This window comes from Paenibacillus sp. CH40 (assembly GCF_024213605.1).
Classification (GTDB): Bacteria; Bacillota; Bacilli; order Paenibacillales; family Paenibacillaceae; genus Paenibacillus; species Paenibacillus polymyxa_B.
The window spans coordinates 660,505-677,819 of record NZ_JANAVQ010000001.1 but is presented as its reverse complement, the minus strand read 5'-3'; the positions used below and the strand labels follow the sequence as shown (position 1 = coordinate 677,819).

The following is a 17,315-nucleotide window of genomic DNA, read 5'->3' as shown; positions in this document are numbered from 1 at the left end:
TATAAAGCTGTACCAACGTAAATATATCTTTTTTTCGGTAAATCATTTGAGAGTTGAAGCTTCATTTGAGAAAGAAAAAAGTAAGGAACAGGAGAGAAATAAGAAAGACTTGACTGCTACACTAAAAATGTTCCAAAAAACAGACTGCTCTTAAAGATTCAAGCGCAGCAAAAAGGAGACTTGATATGAAATTGAAAAAACGATTTGCCTCTTTGTTCCTGTTGGCATTGATGGCATTTATCCCGGTCCAGGCATATGCTTCTGGGTCCGTTCCAACCACTCCCTCTGGAATTCCGATTTCCGAAATCGAAAACAGAACAGATCAAATTATGAAAAAATATATAGGAACAGCGATTCCTGGTGCTGCGGTTTCCATAGTAAAGGACGGAAAAATTGTTTTTTCAAAAGGTTAGGGATACGCAAACATCGAGAAACAAACACCCATGAGTACGGAAACAACCTATATGGAGGCCGGTTCCGTATCGAAATTGTTCACCTGGACGGCAGTAATGCAACTGGTTGAGCAAGGAAAGCTGGATTTGAATACGGACATCCGCACATACTTGCCTGACGGCTTTCTCAAGCCTTCTTTTGATAAGCCTATTACCCTGAAATCACTGATAAGCCACACGGCAGGTTTTGAGGAGCGCCTGGAAAAACTTCTGGTTCATGATGCTGCTGATCTTAGGCCTCTCAAGGAGCATATCGCACCCGGAAATCAGCCTCAACAGATTTATGAGCCCGGAACAGTGATTGCTTATTCCAACTATGGGACCAACCTGGCCGGTTATATTATAGAACGTGTATCCGGAATGCCTTTTGAAACCTATATTCAGAAACATATATTTGAGCCTCTGGACATGAAACATTCTTACTTTACACAACGGTATGATCTTATCCCAGAGGTTATCGAACATAAAGCAACAGGCTACTCCAAGAAGGATGGAAACTGGGTGGCAAAACCGAATGTTTTCTTTAATGATGTGCCGGCTGGTGCGTTAAACATTACTTCGGAGGACATGGCTCATTTTATGCTTGCTCATCTGAACATGGACCATTCCTTAAAATATTCGCTGTTCAACAAGAATGAAACCTTGCGAGAAATGCATGAGGCTTCGTATACCCACTATCCCGAGCTTCCGGGGAATGCCCATGGCTTTTGGGAACGGTTCGCGGGAGATTATCGTGTTATCGAGCACGGTGGAAATACAGATTCATTCTCCTCTCTGGTCTCTATCGTGCCGGATCAAAACTTTGGGATCAGTATTCTGACTAATGTGGAAAATGAAATGTCCGGGGCGAGAAGCGAACTCATTGACCTGTTTGTCGGGGGTTCCGACGCTACTCCGCAAGCGGACAGCACGTTGAAGCATAGCGGGGATGTGGCGGGAAAATACCGTTCTGCTCGCGCAGTATCATCTGGTATATTGAAGCTTATACCCGTATTATCCAATGCGGAAGAAGTGGTCACAGCCAACGGCAATGGCGGAATCACTCTGAGTATTCCATCCATGAATATTAATGTTGATTATGTAGAAACCAAACCCTATTTTTTTGAACGTGTGACTCCCGGGAGCACTCCTTATGATCATGCGGGCCTAAATATCAGCCGTCTTTTTTTCTTAACCAATGCCGATGGTAAAGTGACGCAGTTGTCATATGGAGTGATCGATGACCAATTGCCGATATCCTTCCTGCAAACATCCATTTTCAGTTATATTCTGGTTGGGGGATGTGGTATTTGGTTTGCGCTTGGGTCTATTTTCGGTATTATTGGATGGCTGCGGAAGCTCAAGGACGCAAGAAAGCAGAAGAGTACTTCGCGGCTTCCCTTGCCTGACAGTGTAACCGTAATACCCTTGCTGGGTCTGCTTGTGATCGTCAATCTCATTGCTTCAAGCATCCAATTGATAGACGACCCCTATCAGCCTATGTCCAATTTCAATTTGAATATTATCTTTTTCTGGGTACTGGGGCTTGCCTTTGTATCGGCCGCCTATCTTGCTGTAAGAAGATGCAGTGTTACCCAAACTACATTGTTAAGAAAGGCATACACCGCGACGCTGATTCTTTCGTTTCTAGCTATTTCGATTTTCCTGTATTCCTATAATTTCTACTTTTTGGTATAGCTCCACTCGATAAGCCTGCCATACCTTCCAGTGTACCGATGAAGATTGCATAGTGAACAACCCCAATCTGAACTAAATAAAAAAACTCTCCTCTGCATCTAGCAGGGAGAGTTTTTAACACACTCAATGAGATTTAAATACGTGTCGGATTCAGCCTTTGCTTTCAGTATGTTGTTGAATCTGTTTATTCTATTTCTGGCTGAGTATTTACTAGTTTTATATGAACATCTCTCAATTGTTTTTCAGTAACCTCCGAAGGTGCTCCCATTAATAGATCCTGCGCTTTGCTATTCATTGGAAAAGCAATAACCTCGCGGATATTCGATTCATTTGCAATGATCATAACAATCCTATCAATTCCAGGTGCTATACCTGCATGAGGCGGCGGCCCAAATTGAAAAGCATTAAAGAGTGCAGGAAATTTACTCTTGATGTCTCCATATGTATAACCTGCAATCTCAAAGGCTTTTACCATAATCTCCGTATCATGATTCCGGACAGCACCCGAGGACAGTTCAATCCCATTACATACAATATCATATTGGTACGCAAGGATATCAAGAGGATTCATATTCAGTAGCGCATCCATACCACCTTGTGGCATCGAAAAAGGATTATGGCTAAATCCAATTTTATGAGTATCAGGATCCAATTCAAACATAGGAAAATCAACTATCCAGCAAAATTTATATATATCCTTTTCCAGCAAATCCAGTCTTTTTCCTAATTGATTTCTGACAGCACCGGCTATTTTTTCTACATTTTTAAGTTGGTCAGCAGCAAAAAACAGTGCATATCCTGAACTAGCTTGCGTAACATGTATTAATTGGTTTTTTACCTCTTCAGAGATGAATTTTGCAATAGAGCCACTAAGAGACATATCATCATTGAACTTAATCCATGAGAGGCCTTTCGCTCCAGCTTCAACAGCAAAGTTTACTATATCGTCATAAAAGCTTCTTGGCTGTGCTCCACAACCAGGAACAGCAATAACTCTTATCGTTTTATTTTCAAATACTTTAAAATCAGTCTCTGTAAACAGCTCTGTAACATCATGGATAATTAATGGATTCCTTAAATCAGGTTTATCGCTCCCGTATTTGAGCATGGCTTCTTGATATGGAATCCTGCTAAAAGGCTTTAAGATTTTAAAATTTGTAAATTCGGAGAAAACTTCATATAGCATATTTTCAACTATATTAAAGACATCTTCCTGTGTTGCGAAAGCCATTTCCAAATCCAGCTGATAAAACTCGCCTGGTGATCTGTCTGCTCTTGCATCCTCATCTCTAAAGCACGGAGCAATTTGAAAATATTTATCAAAGCCCGAAACCATTAATAATTGTTTAAATTGTTGAGGTGCTTGAGGCAAGGCATAAAATTGACCTGGATGCACTCTACTAGGAACTAAATAGTCTCTGGCGCCTTCTGGAGATGAACTTGTCAGGATAGGTGTCTGAATCTCTAAAAAATTCAAATCGATCATCTTTCTTCTGATACTTTGAATTACTTTAGAACGAAGTATAATATTATTGTGTAGTTTTTCATTCCGCAGATCCAAGAAACGATACTTTAATCTTAAATCCTCCCGAGCTTCATTTGCTAAAGTTACTTCAAAAGGTAATGGATTCACTACCTTCCCTAAAACTTTTATCTCATTGGCAGCTAACTCAATATGCCCGGTTTTCATAGTGGGACTAATCGTATTTTCAGATCTGTTACATACAGTACCTGTAACAGAAATGGTTGACTCCCTGCTGATCTTTGATACAAAATCTTTCAATTCGTTATTATCAGAAACAACAACCTGCGTTACTCCATAATGGTCCCTAAGGTCAATAAAAATAACCCCGCCATGGTCACGCATATTTTTTATCCATCCTGCGATTCTCACTACTTCGCCGACATGTTTTTGATCCAGTTCTCCACAGTTATGAGTCCTATAACTATGCATGAAAAACCTCACTTTCTTTTATCCCCTATTATCTTAGTAATTTCTATTTTTCTCCATACTTATACTCACATTATCGTTAAAGCTTTATACCTTTCATTCAGGTATTCCGCAGTTTCAACCATTATTTTTTGTCCTATTTCATCAACATGCCTGTTCTTCCAATTCTCAAAGACTGTTCCCTTGACCCATTGGTTAAAAGCGCCAAGGGCTGGTCCGCAGTGTACTTGATAATCAACCTTACTGTGTTTGTCTCCATTCATTGCAAGTCGTGTAGAATAAGTAAAGTACCATCTAAATATCAACGCCATCTTACGTTTAGGAATCCTTTCAGCTTTTTCAATGATCTCAGCCGGGTAATAAGCTTTAATATCTTCATATACTTGTTCAATACTCTTCTTAAAATACTTTTCTTCAATATATTTTTTGGTTCCGCTATCAATTTCATCTATGGAGTTATAATTACGGTAAAGATCATATAATTTATTCGCCCTGGCCGGGAAAAAAACTCCTTTTTTCATAACCTGAATTTTCGCTCCTATTTCAAACATATCCCCTGCGGGAGCGTAGTCTGTATCCTGTATATTTAACTGCTGGAGCAAATCTTTTACATCATCACTTGTCCCTGCTTCAACCGTACATTGGTTGATTGATCCTGTCATGATAAAATCCGCACCCAGTATAAACGCTGCCGCAGCTGCTTGTGGAGTCCCTATCCCCCCGGCTGCCCCTACCCTTATACTTTTATTGTATTTATACTTAAGTAACGCTTCATCCCTCATTTTAAGCATTAACGGAACCAGTACATATGCAACCGCATGATCCGTATGCCCGCCTGAATCAGCCTCGACGCACAGATCGTCTACCATAGGAATTTCCATCGCCATCCGGGCCTCATCCCGGCTTATCCTATTTTCCTCTAGCAGTTTATTTACGATATTCTGAGGCGCAGGACTCAAGAATGCCTCCACAACCTCGGGTCTTGATACTTTCGCTATAATCCTGTTCTGCGGTGTTACGATCCCCTTTTCATCTCGTTTTAAACCTTTCAATCTGTACCTTACCAAAGAAGGCGTTATACTCATAAACGCAGAGGCTTCAATAGTTCTAACACCGTATTTTATGTATAAATCAACGATGTTATTTTCTATTTCCAGGTGATCGGGAACATGAATAAGATTCATTCCATAGGCTTCGCCTTGGTTCAATTCTTTCTGAATATACTTTATAGCTTCTTCAAGGGCCCCAATCTTGACTCCCCCTGCCCCAAAGAATCCCATCATTCCTGCCTTACCTGCCTTTACGACCATCTCTTTTGAAGATATTCCCTTATACATCGAACCCATAAGATACGCGTATTTAAGTCCATAATATTGTTTGAATTCGCTATGACCAAGAGACTCTGCCGTAAATCGTTGGCCGGATATACTATTCTTCGACTTTACTTCCTGTACCTGCTCGCTACGTTCTTCATCCTCCCTCACAATCAGCGGTTCTGCTTCTCGTTGTATTGCATTAACCAACCCTGTTATGACTTTTCCAGGTCCAACCTGGATGAATTGGGTTACATTTTTACCCATTAGATATCTTATACTTTCCGACCATTTGACCGGACTTACGATCTGGTTGATCAGCGTACTTCTTACATCTTGCTGCCTGTAGGGTCTGGCATAGATATTTGAAATGACTGGTATTTTTAATTTTGAGAATTCGAACTGTGACGCATAGGCCTCAAATCTCTGTCTGGCATCTTCCAAATACCTGGAGTGAAATGCTCCGCTTACATTTAAAATCACATAGTTTGTGGCTCCTGCATCCTCAAAAATTGGCTGCGCCCGTTCAATCATTTCCTTCGGTCCTGAGATGACAATCTGACTTGGCGAATTAAAATTGGCAACATCAATCTCCCTTAAATTATTTTTCTCGATAACTTCTCTAAATACTTCCTCCTTCAAGCCTATGACCGCTGCCATACCACCACCGGTAGCCTTGACCATCAGCTCTCCTCTTTTTTTAACCAGCTTCAAGCCCGTTTCAAAGTCAAATGCCTCTGCGGCAAATAAGGCATTGTATTCACCCAGGCTATGTCCTGCAACATAATCGGGTTTTCTTCCAGTCTCTTTTAATGTATTAAGATAACTCAAAGCGTTTACGACAAATAGCGCCGGTTGGGTAAAATCCGTTTGTCCTAGTTGATTGGCAGGATCTTCAAGACACAGTTTTTTAATAGAATAACCAAGAATAGCATCCGCTTTTGCAACCAATTCCTGAAATTCGTCAAATAGTTCTACTCCCATGCCTTTGGCTTGAGCCCCTTGTCCAGGGAACAGATATGCGATCATTTGTGTCCTCCTTTTTGCTAGTGAATGCATATTAGTCGAATATTTCAAATAGACGATCCAAATTTTTCATATCGTTTTGAAAAGGCGAAAGAATAGAACAAATACTTGCCATTTTCTTGCTACCAAAATTGTACTTCACAAAATTAGCAAGAGTGCCTGAGGGTCCAAGGTCAATATAGATAATCCCGTCCCCGTCTCCCAGACATTTTAAAGCGTTCCGAAAACGGATAGGATTTCTAGCAACATCCCAAAGAAAACGGTTGTCAAGGGATGTTGCCTTGCCTCCGTACATAGATGAGACCAAATTTATGGTCGGATTCCTTAGAGTTTTAAGCTTTAAAAACGCTGTATATTCCAAGGCTATAGGGTCCATTAAGGAAGAGTGAAAAGCAAACTGGACCGGCAGTCTTTGACAAATAATCTCATTAGCTATCAAGTAGCGTTCAATTTTTTCCAGTTCCTCACATCTGCCCGAAATGACAAAATGCGAGTCATAATTGATTGATGCTAACTCTGAGTTGGCATTCAATACGGATATTTGGTCATACAGACTGAGGTCGCCAATTACGGCCAGCATGCCACCCTTTGGACAGTAGTTTTCTACCATTTGTGCTTGCTTGACAAGGCTTTGAAGAGTATCTTCATAACTCATACAGCCAGCCACAGCAACAGATGCAAACTCACCGAGGCTGGAACCCAAAACATAATCAGGATAAATCCCCTTTTCCAGTAATACCTGTGTGAGGGCATACTCCACCATGAAAATTGCAGGGTGAGTATATAAGAGGCTATCAAACACGTCCCCCCTCCCACGGTTGTCGTCGTACAGCATTTTTAATACGGACCTGCCTGTAATATCCGTATGAATCTCATCCAGCTTGGTCATCCATTTCCGAAAAACTGAATTTAACCTATATAATTCTCTTCCCATGCCGTAGTATTGTGAGCCTTGGCCTGAAAACATAAAAATCACAGATCTGTCCATTCTAACCTCCCACAACATACTCATTAATAAAATCCTAATAAAACCATTTAAAATAAATATTTCACAGTAAATTGCGAACTAATTGCATTTGGGAAGGTGTAGGATTGCTTTCGTTAAGAACATTCTCCATATGTTGTCTTATTGCAGGTTTGAATTTCGGCTCAGTTATGATATATAGCTGCCCTTTTTTGATTCCCTCAAACATCTGATTTGCTACATCCTCTGGAAGTATTCCATTCTGGACAGCCTTACGGGCCAATTGATTAATGACTTGTCTTTCCGGGGGAAGATTTCCTAGTCCGGTCTGCTTACTCAGCTCCGTCGGTCGGTTCCGTTCCGCATCCATAATTTGGGTACGTACGAACCCAGGGCAGACAACTGAAACTCCTACATTGGAACCTATCAATCTGAGTTCTTGGTGTAGCGTTTCAGACAAGCTTAAAACGGCATGTTTTGACGCGCTATATATTCCATTACCGGGGCCGGACAATAGTCCGGCGATGGATGCTGTATTCACAATATGACATGCGGTTTTCTGTTTCAGCATAATAGGAACAAAAACTTCAGTTGCAAAGAGAATCCCCCATATGTTTACGTTTATTACCCACTGCCAATCTGCCACCGTATTTTCCCACAATAAGCAGCCCGTGCCGGCGTCCACCCCTGCATTGTTGAACAAAAGATGCACAGCTCCAAATGTCTGAACCGTTTTTTGCGCTAATGCACGTATATCAGCTTCTTTGGAAATATCCGTCACTACGGATAACGTTTCTGCGCCCATGTCTTTCAATTGTTTTTCGGCCCTTAGAAGGGCCTCCTCCTCAATGTCCGCGAGGACGACCTTCATGCCCTCATTTACACATCGGTCCGCAATAGCGCGGCCAATCCCACTGGCAGCTCCTGTAACTACGGCTATCTTATCTTTAAATTCCCTCATGATTTACCTCCAGAATAATTTGTAATTTCTATCTGATAGTGATCGGTTTCCTGTTTATGTTTAAAACTGGGTTATCGGTAGGGGAATCCTGCGGACATCTTTATCCTCATGGAGTGCCTCCCATGAAATCCTGCCCCCCTGGGTCCAATACATCGCTATATTTTCCATGTTTTTCTCCTCTAGCAGCAATTGAGAAACGGTCTCTCCTATTTTCCCTGAGAGAAGCGCACTCGTGTTTGAGTCTTCTACGCTTTCTCCTATAAATAAAGGAATAGATTCCCCTTCGGGTCCGTTGCCGCTATCAGCTATTTCGAGAAGTTCCCTAAGACCCGTGAGTAGATCCTGCCGCGTACTCGCTACGATTGCCGCCCGGCATGTCATCGCTTCGCGACCTGTCTGAAGTGTAAAGGCAATATCTTGTAAGGCATCATCGCTCTGCTGCTCCAGATATCCCAGTAATTGATTGGCAAGCGCCATCAGTCTCTCCCGGTTTATGTCCGAGAGAATCACCACTTCGGGCTGATCTGCCACTCGTAAATGAATGTTGTCTTTTTCTGAAGGGATATATTCTTCCAGAATGAAATGCACATTAGAGCCTCCCGCTCCAAAGGAGCTTACGGTTGCCCGCAACGGGAATTCCCGTTTTTCTCCCTGCATCTCAATTACAGGCCGCTCCCATTCCTGAACTTCCCGCTGCAAATAAAATGGAGTATTACTGAAATTAATATTAGGGTTAAGCTTCTCGGCCTTAATGGTAGGAACCAGTTTTCGATGCCATAATTGCAATATGACCTTGGTTAGCTGTGATATCCCCGAAGCCGCTTCTGCATGCCCAATATTGGATTTGACTGAGCCAATGGCACAAAATTGCTGCTCGGTCGTGAATTTCTGGAATGCTTTATTCAAAGCAGCAAGTTCAATAGGGTCTCCCAATGTAGACCCATTTGCGGCTGCCTCTACATAACTGATCGTCCGGGGGTCTATACCGGCTTTCAAAAAGTTTTCTTCGACTAGTTGCGCCTGCGCATTGGGGTTAGGGATTGTATATCCATTGCTATGTCCCCCATGATTGGTTGCCGTGGATTTAATAACCGCTAAAATGCAATCTCCATCCTGTACAGCCTTATGAAGCGGTTTTAAGAGTACCGCTCCAACTCCTTCCGCTGGAAGGTACCCATCCCCATCTGCAAAGCTTCTGCTATCTTCATGACTTCCAATCAACTGATTTTGACTGGATTCAATATATTTTTTGGGACTGGTTAATAGATTCCCCCCGCCAGCTACCGCTATTTGACACTCTCCCCTGATCAGGCTTTCACATGCCATATGGACAGCTACAGCTGAGGAAGAGCTCATCGTATCAATGGATATGCTCGGTCCCTGGAAATTGAAATAATGCGACATGGGGTTTGCGACTGCAACAGACCCAAATGATGTTACCCGTTGAGCAGAGTCCGGTTCGGTATCACAGGAGCAGTATTTGTGATACGTAGCGCCCACATAGACGCCAACCTTGTTCTGGTGTTTCTTCTGTAATGCCTCTCGCGTATATCCTGCACTTTCAAGCAAATTCCATATTATCCCCAGGAAGAGTTGCTCCATCGGGTCCATTAAACTGATCTCATAGGGGGTGAGATGAAAGAATGCTGGCTCTGACAGGCTTATTCGTTCCATGAAACCGCCCCACTTGCAGTAGGTTTTTCCCGCCTTGTTTCTCTCCTTGTCAAAATAAAGATCGTGCTCCCAACGATCTTTTGGAACTTCGGTAATGCAGTCCTTGCTTTCTTGGAGATTGCTCCAGAACTCCTGAAGATTTTCCGCACCTGGATATTTCCCGGACACCCCGATGACAGCAATGTCCATCGCTCCTGTTTCTTGTTTCTTCTCCTCCGGAGGCTCTACCTCGGTTGCCGAAAATTGGGGATGACGGAATATCGGAGAAGGGGCTTTTACCTGCTCCATACCAAACCATTCAATCAATTCGCCTCGATGCGATTCCAGGAAATATTCTATTAAACTCTGGATATTCGGATATTCAAAAAGTAAGGTTCTCGATAGCGGTCCGAAGTTTTTTTCCAACTCATCAGTTAATTCCATTGACTTTATGGAGTCAACACCATAGTTTTCCATATTTTTGTCCTCTTCAATGCGATGTTCCGGCAGTCCAGTGGACGAAGAGAGCAGGCGCTTTAGGTAACTTGTCATTTTTTCACGCAGTAGCTCTTTTTCCTGGCTGGACACTGCCTTATTTGTTATAGAAGTTGTGTCGGCTTTTGCACCCGCAGCTGCTGCCTGATCTATGCCAAACAAAGCGATCAATTGGTCTCGATAGGCTTCCATAAAATATTCCGTCAAACTCCGAATATCTGGATATTCAAAAAATAGAGTCCTCGACACCTGATCGAATGTTTTCTCCAGTTGGTCGGTCAACTCCATAGACTTTATAGAGTCAACCCCATAATTCTCAAAAGGTGTATCCTCTTCGATTCGATATATTGGCAGTTCGATGGACGATGAAAGCAGGGTCTTCAAGTAATGGACTGTCTTTTCACGCAGCAGGTCCTCTGCTCTGCCGGACACTTCCTTGTTTGCTGCAAAAGTTGTGTCAGCTTTCGCGCCTGCCACCGCTACCTGATCTATACCAAACAAAGCAATCAATTGGTCTCGATAGGCTTCCATAAAATATTCTGTCAAACTCCTAATATCTGGATATTCAAAAAATAGAGTCCTCGACACCTGATCGAATGTTTTCTCCAGTTGGTCGGTCAACTCCATAGACTTTATAGAGTCAACCCCATAATTCTCAAAAGGTGTATTCTCTTCGATTCGATATAGGGGCAGTTCGATGGACGTTGAAAGCAGGGTCTTCAAGTAATGGACTGTCTTTTCACGCAGCAGGTCTTCTTCTTGGCCAGACTCTGTCTTGTTTGCTGTGGAGGAAACGATGTATGCTTCAGCTTCTGATCCGAGCGCCTGATCCCGGGATGCTTTGCCGCTTTCTTCAAGCTGTCCCTCCATGATCATCATGTTGCTGATTAGCTCTACGTCTCCTTCGATCACCATGACCTGATCCGAAATACAGGCTATGCTTTGGTACAGGGCGCTCATTCCTGTCTCTGTCCTCATCGCATACATACCCACCTTCTGCATGGCCTTCTCCGTCTCCTGGTCAGGCCGCATTCCGCCATCTTTCCATAACGGCCAATTGATGGACAGCGTTTTGCCTGTACGCTCCATGGAGGATACCAAGGTATTGCGGTACCAGGCATATGCGTCCATAAAAGCATTCGCGGCAGCATAGTCAGACTGACCTGCATTACCACCCACTCCCGAACCTGACGAAAACAGGATAAAGAAGTCAAGAGCAATGTCCTTACTGGCTTGGTCCAGATTTACCAGTCCCGCAACCTTGGGCGCCAGCACTGCCCTGAATTCCAGGCTAGTCTTTTTAATAATGTAGTTATCCTGGATTATTCCAGCACTGTGCAGGATGCCGTTGATTCCGCCGTATGTCTGTTTGATATCTTCAATTAAGCCAACCACAGCTTCCTTCCGCGTGACATCCACCTGTCTGTATTCCACCCGGACGCCCAATGCCTTCAATTCCTCCAATGAGGTCTGCTTGTCCTGATCCAGTAGGGAACGTCCACTAAGAATCAAAGTCGCTTCCTTGGCCTGACGCGCAATCTCTTTAGCAAAAATAAGACCTAAACCCTTTGCTCCTCCAGTAATCAAATAAACCCCGCGGTCTTTCCATGGAATATCCGGTGTCTCTGACGGCATTTCTGCTTTACTCCAGACAGGAAGCCAACGTTTGCCTTCTGCAAACCGGATACGGCTATCCGTCGGATGTAGGCTGCTTGTCTTTAGTATTTCGATGAGCCCTTCCATTTTTTCTGTACCCTCAACTTCAATTAACTGACCATGGATCTTTGGATTTTCCTTTTGCGCAGTTTTGAGTATGCCGCACAGCCCAGCGAAGAGCAGCTTTTCATGCTGAGGCATCGTTACAATCTGCACCAGCACCTTGCCTTTGGGTTTGTCATTCAGGATACTTTTTATTTTTTCAAAAACCTGGACAGCATACATTTCGAAACGGCGATCGACCTCTTCCATACCGGATTGCAGAGTGATACATTCCATTCCTGTCAAGGAGAACTCGATATCTCCTGCAGCAATGGTATCTGTTTCGCAAAGCATTACCACATGTCGTTCGTAAATGGGAACCATCGGGTCCTCCGCAACAACCGCCTGTTCTTTCCAGAAGGGTTGGAGCATCATTGCACCAGGTGTTTTCTCACATGCGCCCACTACCTTGTAGGAGCATCCTTTTATGCGCACGCAGACTTGGCCTGCCTCATCACACAAATCAATGTCATACTTCTGCGTATTATGACCAGCCCCGCTTCCTCTGCTATACCGGATCAACGCCCACATTTCACAGGGACATTCCCGAAATATTTCGAGTCCCTCAATGGCAGTCGGCCGTATTTTCTGTAGAGGATCAATGCCTGAAGGCCGCATGATATTTTCATCATTCGAAAACAAGTATGCCGGCGGCATTTGCAAAGCAGCGTTTATTATAAAGGGATGCAAAACAAATAAGCCCTCAGTATTCCTAATACCGGAAGGCAACGATAGCTTGGCCAGCACTAACCCCTGTCCTATATGCACTTGTTCATTGGCCTGATATCCCGGACTGTAGTCGGCTCCCCTGTCCCACACTGCTTCATCGTCTATCCCAGGCGAAACATGCTGAAAGCATTCCTTCTGCAAAGCCTGCATATCCCACGTTTCCGCTTCATTTAACATCTCCAATTCGGCACTACCCTGGCTGTGTAAGACAGGGTCCCCGGCTTCTGTTAATCTGCTGTAGATTTTGAAGCCAATCGCTCCTTGATCTCCCGGAAAGAGCCCTATATGTATTTCTAACGGCTGATCTCCTATAGCGGGAGCATGTGTCCATACAATATCTTTAATAATGATGTTTGCCTGCCCCTTCTCCTGTACTGGTAACGACTGCTCAACCGCTGCCCGCACCATTTCAAGGCATGCCGCTTCTGACAGGACAAGCTTTCCGTCAATTACGGAGTTTTTCAGATAAAACTCCTGGGCGCTAAAGGTTGAACTAAATCTTTGCTCAGAAAGTACGGAGGTGTTTTGATGCAGTAATGGATGTAGATGTGCAACCGCATTGACGACAGGCTTTTCTTCATCTAAATGTATCCAATAGCGTTCTCTGGCAAAAGGATATGTGGGTAAAGGGATACGGCGGGGCTGGACATTACCATAAAGTCTGCTCCAGTCAATACGGACACCCTTGACCCACAAGTCTGAGATTCTGCCATACTTTTCCGCTAGAATCTGTAAATCAATCGTTTCATCGAGCGTTTTCTCCTCTGAGGCCATGTTCAAGCTCTCCTTGTCTCGCTTGGCCTGTCCCCGGTAAAGCTGTGCAATGCTCTGTCTTCCTCCAATAAAGCCCCGCAACTTGCTTCTAAGTTCCTCCACTGACTCAACGACCACAGCGAGGCGCTCTTCCATCGCTTCGCGTCCTGTCTGCAAGGTATAAGCCACATTCACCAGATCGTGATCGGAAAACTCATTCCGATCCATTGCAGCAACCAATTGGCTTACCTGCTCCTTCAATGCTCCATCACTTTTTGCCGACAGAACTACGACGACCGGTCTTGGAGAAGTAAAGGCATTTTGAAAGTCATCCTGTTCCACAGGGAGGTATTCCTCAAGGACGATATGGGCATTAGCCCCACCGGCCCCAAAGGAAGATATCCCGGCGATCCTCGGGTATTCCCGTTGCTCGCCGTCCTCCTCCACTATCGGACGCTCCCATTCAGAAAGCCCCTGTTGGACTACAAATGGCGTTTTGGAAAAGTTTATATTAGGGTTCAGTTTTTGGGAATGCAGGCTAGGGGCAATTTTCCGGTTTTTCATTTGCAAGATGATTTTAGCGATGCCTGCAATCCCTGCGGCCGCCTCTAAATGGCCTATGTTTGATTTTACCGAGCCAATAGCGCAAAACCCCGTGTCCTGCGTATCTTTCTTAAATGCCTGGGTAAGCCCGGTGATTTCAATAGGATCGCCGAGCTCCGTTCCAGTACCGTGGGCCTCAATATAACTGACTGCCCGGGCATTTACGCCTGCTTTATCAAAAGCCTCTCTAATCAGTTCACCCTGTGCTACCGGGTTAGGCACGGTATACCCATTTGTTTTTCCTCCATGGTTGATACGGGTTCCCCGAATAACCGCATAGATATGGTCCTTATCTGCAATGGCTCGTGATAAAGGTTTGAGCAGCACGACCCCTGCACCTTCGCCAGGGACAAATCCATTCCCGCCTTCCCCAAAGCTTTTACACCGCCCCTCAGGCGATAACATTCTCATCGTACTGAGAAAGATATAGCTTGAAGGATGAAGATATAAGTTGACTCCTCCAGCAACAGCCATCTCGCATTCACCGTTATAAATATGCTCACAGGCCTCGTGGATTGCAGTTAATGAGGAAGAGCACATGGTATCAACCGGGATACTGGGCCCCTTTAAGTTCAAGAAATAGGATATTCTGTTGGCTACCGAGCTGAAGGAGGTTCGCGGAAAGACGGGTTGTCCTTGTTCCCACAGCTTTGGCCCGTATAAATTGAACCCCGTTCCGGTAATTCCTGCAAAGACGCCAATCCGGCCATTATACTGTTCGGCGAGCTGTTCTCTGCTATATCCTGCATCCTCGAAAACCTTCCAGCATTCTTCCAGGAATATTCGCTCCTGAGGATCCATACTCATTGCTTCCCGGGGAGATATATTAAAGAAGAGAGGATCAAAATCTGCAAAATCCTCCACGAATCCTCCATATTTACTATAGCTTTTGCCCTTCTCAACCGCTTCTTTGATGTCGGAACAGTAGAAACCTTCCCTCTTCCAGCGTTCCGCAGGAATTTCTGTTATACAGTCTTTGCCCTGTTCCAGATTACTCCAGTACTCTTCCATATTTTTGGCCTGCGGATATCGTCCGCTTATACCAATAATCGCTATTTGCTCGTGTTTCACACGGTCTCTGTTATTAGCCGTGTTGCAGATACGATTGTTTTCTTCCTTTGGCAGGGGTGACAAAGAAATCTCGCTGGCAGCATGCAAGGTTGCGGAAATGGAGACGGATTTCTCTTCCGTCTTCATCGGGCTTCCGAGTCCTATCCACCGTACGCATTCCTTGTGATAATCAGCAATAAAATATTCGGCCACTGCTTCCAACGTCTGATATTCATAAAACAAGGTCATTGATATTTCTCCAAAAATCCCTTGCAGCTTTTGATTAAGCCTTGTAATCATGATGGAGTCTATGCCATAGCTCTCCAAAGGCTCGCTGACATCAATCTTGTCAATGCTCAGCTTGGTAACTTCTCCAAACAACAGTTTTAGCTGATGTAAGGTTTTTTCCAGAAGCAGTTCAAGATTCACCTCTGAAGAAGCTGACTCTTCAACATATTCTTTCTCCTGCGGTTGGGACTCCAGGAAATACTTTTGCAATCTGGATTGCTCACCTTCTATGACCAATAACTGATTTAGACCGGCGGCCAGACCGTTATATAAAGCCTGGATACCGTTTGAAGCTTGCATAGCTACCATGCCAATACTTTGCCAAGCCCTCTCCGTGTCATCGTCCACATGCATCCCTCCGTCCTTCCAGAGAGGCCAATTGACAGATAGCGTCTGCCCTTTGCGCTCCTTTGAGGATACAAGACTGTTTCGATACGCGGCATAGGCATCCATAAAGGCATTTGCGGCAGAATAGTCGGCTTGACCGGGATTGCCCATAATCCCAGCTATTGAGGAGAAGAGAATAAAGAAATCAAGATGTAGCTCCTTGGTCGCCTGATCTAAGTTCACCAGTCCGGCAACCTTTGGTGCCATTACTCCCGCGAACTCTTCCTGTGATTTATTCATGATAAAACGATCCTGTATTACTCCAGCACTATGAAGAATACCATCAAGGCCTCCATACTCTTCCCTGATCTCAAGGATCAATTTGGAGACCTCTTCCTTCCGTGCTACATCTACCTGTCTGTACTCAACGCGGGCCCCCAGCGCCTTCAATTTCTCCAATATGGCCTGCTTGCCTTCGTCCAGATTTGAGCGGCCTACAAGAACTAGCGTGGCTTCCCTGACTCGCTGGGCGATATCCTCCGCAAAAATAAGTCCTAAACCTCCTGCACCGCCTGTAATCAAATAAGTCCCCCGATCCTTCCAGGGCACTCTTCCCGTTGGCTCGGTGGGTTTCATCTCGTTCCAGCCGAGAACTAGACGTTTGCCATCCTCATACCGTATCCTTCTATCCTTTGGATATTGACTGTTCTCTTTTAATTTCTCAATCACCTCTTCCAGACCTACAGATTCCAATTCTACGAACTGCCCTACGATTTTCGGGTTTTCTTTCTCAGCTGTCTGCAGTAATCCCAATAGTCCTGCGAAAGGTTGCTGCGCGCTGTGTGCGGAAACTGCAATCTGTATTAGTACGCTACCCTTGGATTCCTCTGTGAGAACCATTTGCACTTCCGTGAGCAGCTGAAGGGCATACGCCTGAAAGCGTTCATCCATGCTGCTTTGGCTGGCATGCAGCTTGATGCAACGGGTTCCTTTCATGAGCGATTCAATGCTTCGCTCCGCGAAATGATCCAGTTCGCAAAGCACCACCAGATGCTGGCTAAATTCAGGGCGTGCTACTTTCTGAAGAGCAACTTGCTCTTTCCAGAAAGGCTCAAGCATAAGGACTCCCCTATCCGCCAAGGACCCCGCAGTCCTTGTTCCGCTTTGCGGGGCCTCATGGGAAGCCATTTGAGCTTGAAATTGGCGTATTTTTACAATGGCATCCTCTTTCTGTATCCGTCCGCTTTTTACCTCGCCTAGAATATATTGAAAAAAGTCCTTCATCTTCTATTGCCTCCCAGCACGTAGAAACTTC

At 44.4% G+C, this 17,315-nt stretch carries 7 protein-coding genes; 2 read left to right on the top strand and 5 right to left on the bottom strand.

The genetic code is table 11. The features are described 5' to 3' along the window. Positions 1 to 185: 185 nt before the first annotated feature. Positions 186 to 413, top strand: a complete 228-nt coding sequence (locus tag NLX73_RS02805; protein WP_254325310.1) for a hypothetical protein — start codon at positions 186 to 188, stop codon at positions 411 to 413. A gap of 12 nt (positions 414 to 425) precedes the next feature. Beyond that, positions 426 to 2,129 (top strand): serine hydrolase domain-containing protein, encoded by a 1,704-nt coding sequence (locus tag NLX73_RS02800; protein WP_367997085.1) that lies wholly within the window; start codon positions 426 to 428, stop codon positions 2,127 to 2,129. Positions 2,130 to 2,313: 184 nt separating this feature from the next. Here NLX73_RS02800 and aspS read toward each other — a convergent pair whose 3' ends face one another. The 5 genes from aspS to NLX73_RS02775 form a co-directional block, all read right to left on the bottom strand. Then, entirely contained in the window at positions 2,314 to 4,083 is a 1,770-nt protein-coding gene (gene aspS / locus NLX73_RS02795) for an aspartate--tRNA ligase (RefSeq protein WP_254325687.1), read from the bottom strand. A 65-nt stretch (positions 4,084 to 4,148) separates the two neighbouring features. Continuing rightward, the gene (gene fabD, locus NLX73_RS02790; RefSeq protein ID WP_235309463.1) at positions 4,149 to 6,422 is read right to left on the bottom strand and encodes an ACP S-malonyltransferase; all 2,274 of its coding nucleotides are present in this window, start codon (positions 6,420 to 6,422) and stop codon (positions 4,149 to 4,151) included. Positions 6,423 to 6,453: 31 nt separating this feature from the next. Further along, a complete protein-coding gene (locus NLX73_RS02785) occupies positions 6,454 to 7,407 on the bottom strand; it encodes an acyltransferase domain-containing protein (protein ID WP_254325308.1) in 954 nt (317 codons plus the stop codon). Positions 7,408 to 7,468: 61 nt separating this feature from the next. Next, positions 7,469 to 8,344 carry an SDR family NAD(P)-dependent oxidoreductase gene (locus NLX73_RS02780; RefSeq protein ID WP_061828465.1) on the bottom strand — a complete coding sequence of 292 codons (876 nt, stop codon included), beginning with the start codon at positions 8,342 to 8,344 and terminating at the stop codon, positions 7,469 to 7,471. A 60-nt stretch (positions 8,345 to 8,404) separates the two neighbouring features. Continuing rightward, entirely contained in the window at positions 8,405 to 17,284 is an 8,880-nt protein-coding gene (locus NLX73_RS02775; protein ID WP_254325307.1) for an SDR family NAD(P)-dependent oxidoreductase, read from the bottom strand. Positions 17,285 to 17,315: the final 31 nt, after the last annotated feature.

Bases quoted from the DNA above. Each gene is read 5' to 3' on its own strand.
- NLX73_RS02780 (WP_061828465.1), bottom strand. From the start codon at position 8,344: ATGAGGGAATTTAAAGATAAGATAGCCGTAGTTACAGGAGCTGCCAGT.
- NLX73_RS02775 (WP_254325307.1), bottom strand. From the start codon at position 17,284: ATGAAGGACTTTTTTCAATATATTCTAGGCGAGGTAAAAAGCGGACGG.
- NLX73_RS02785 (WP_254325308.1), bottom strand. From the start codon at position 7,407: ATGGACAGATCTGTGATTTTTATGTTTTCAGGCCAAGGCTCACAATAC.
- NLX73_RS02805 (WP_254325310.1), top strand. From the start codon at position 186: ATGAAATTGAAAAAACGATTTGCCTCTTTGTTCCTGTTGGCATTGATG.
- aspS (WP_254325687.1), bottom strand. From the start codon at position 4,083: ATGCATAGTTATAGGACTCATAACTGTGGAGAACTGGATCAAAAACAT.
- fabD (WP_235309463.1), bottom strand. From the start codon at position 6,422: ATGATCGCATATCTGTTCCCTGGACAAGGGGCTCAAGCCAAAGGCATG.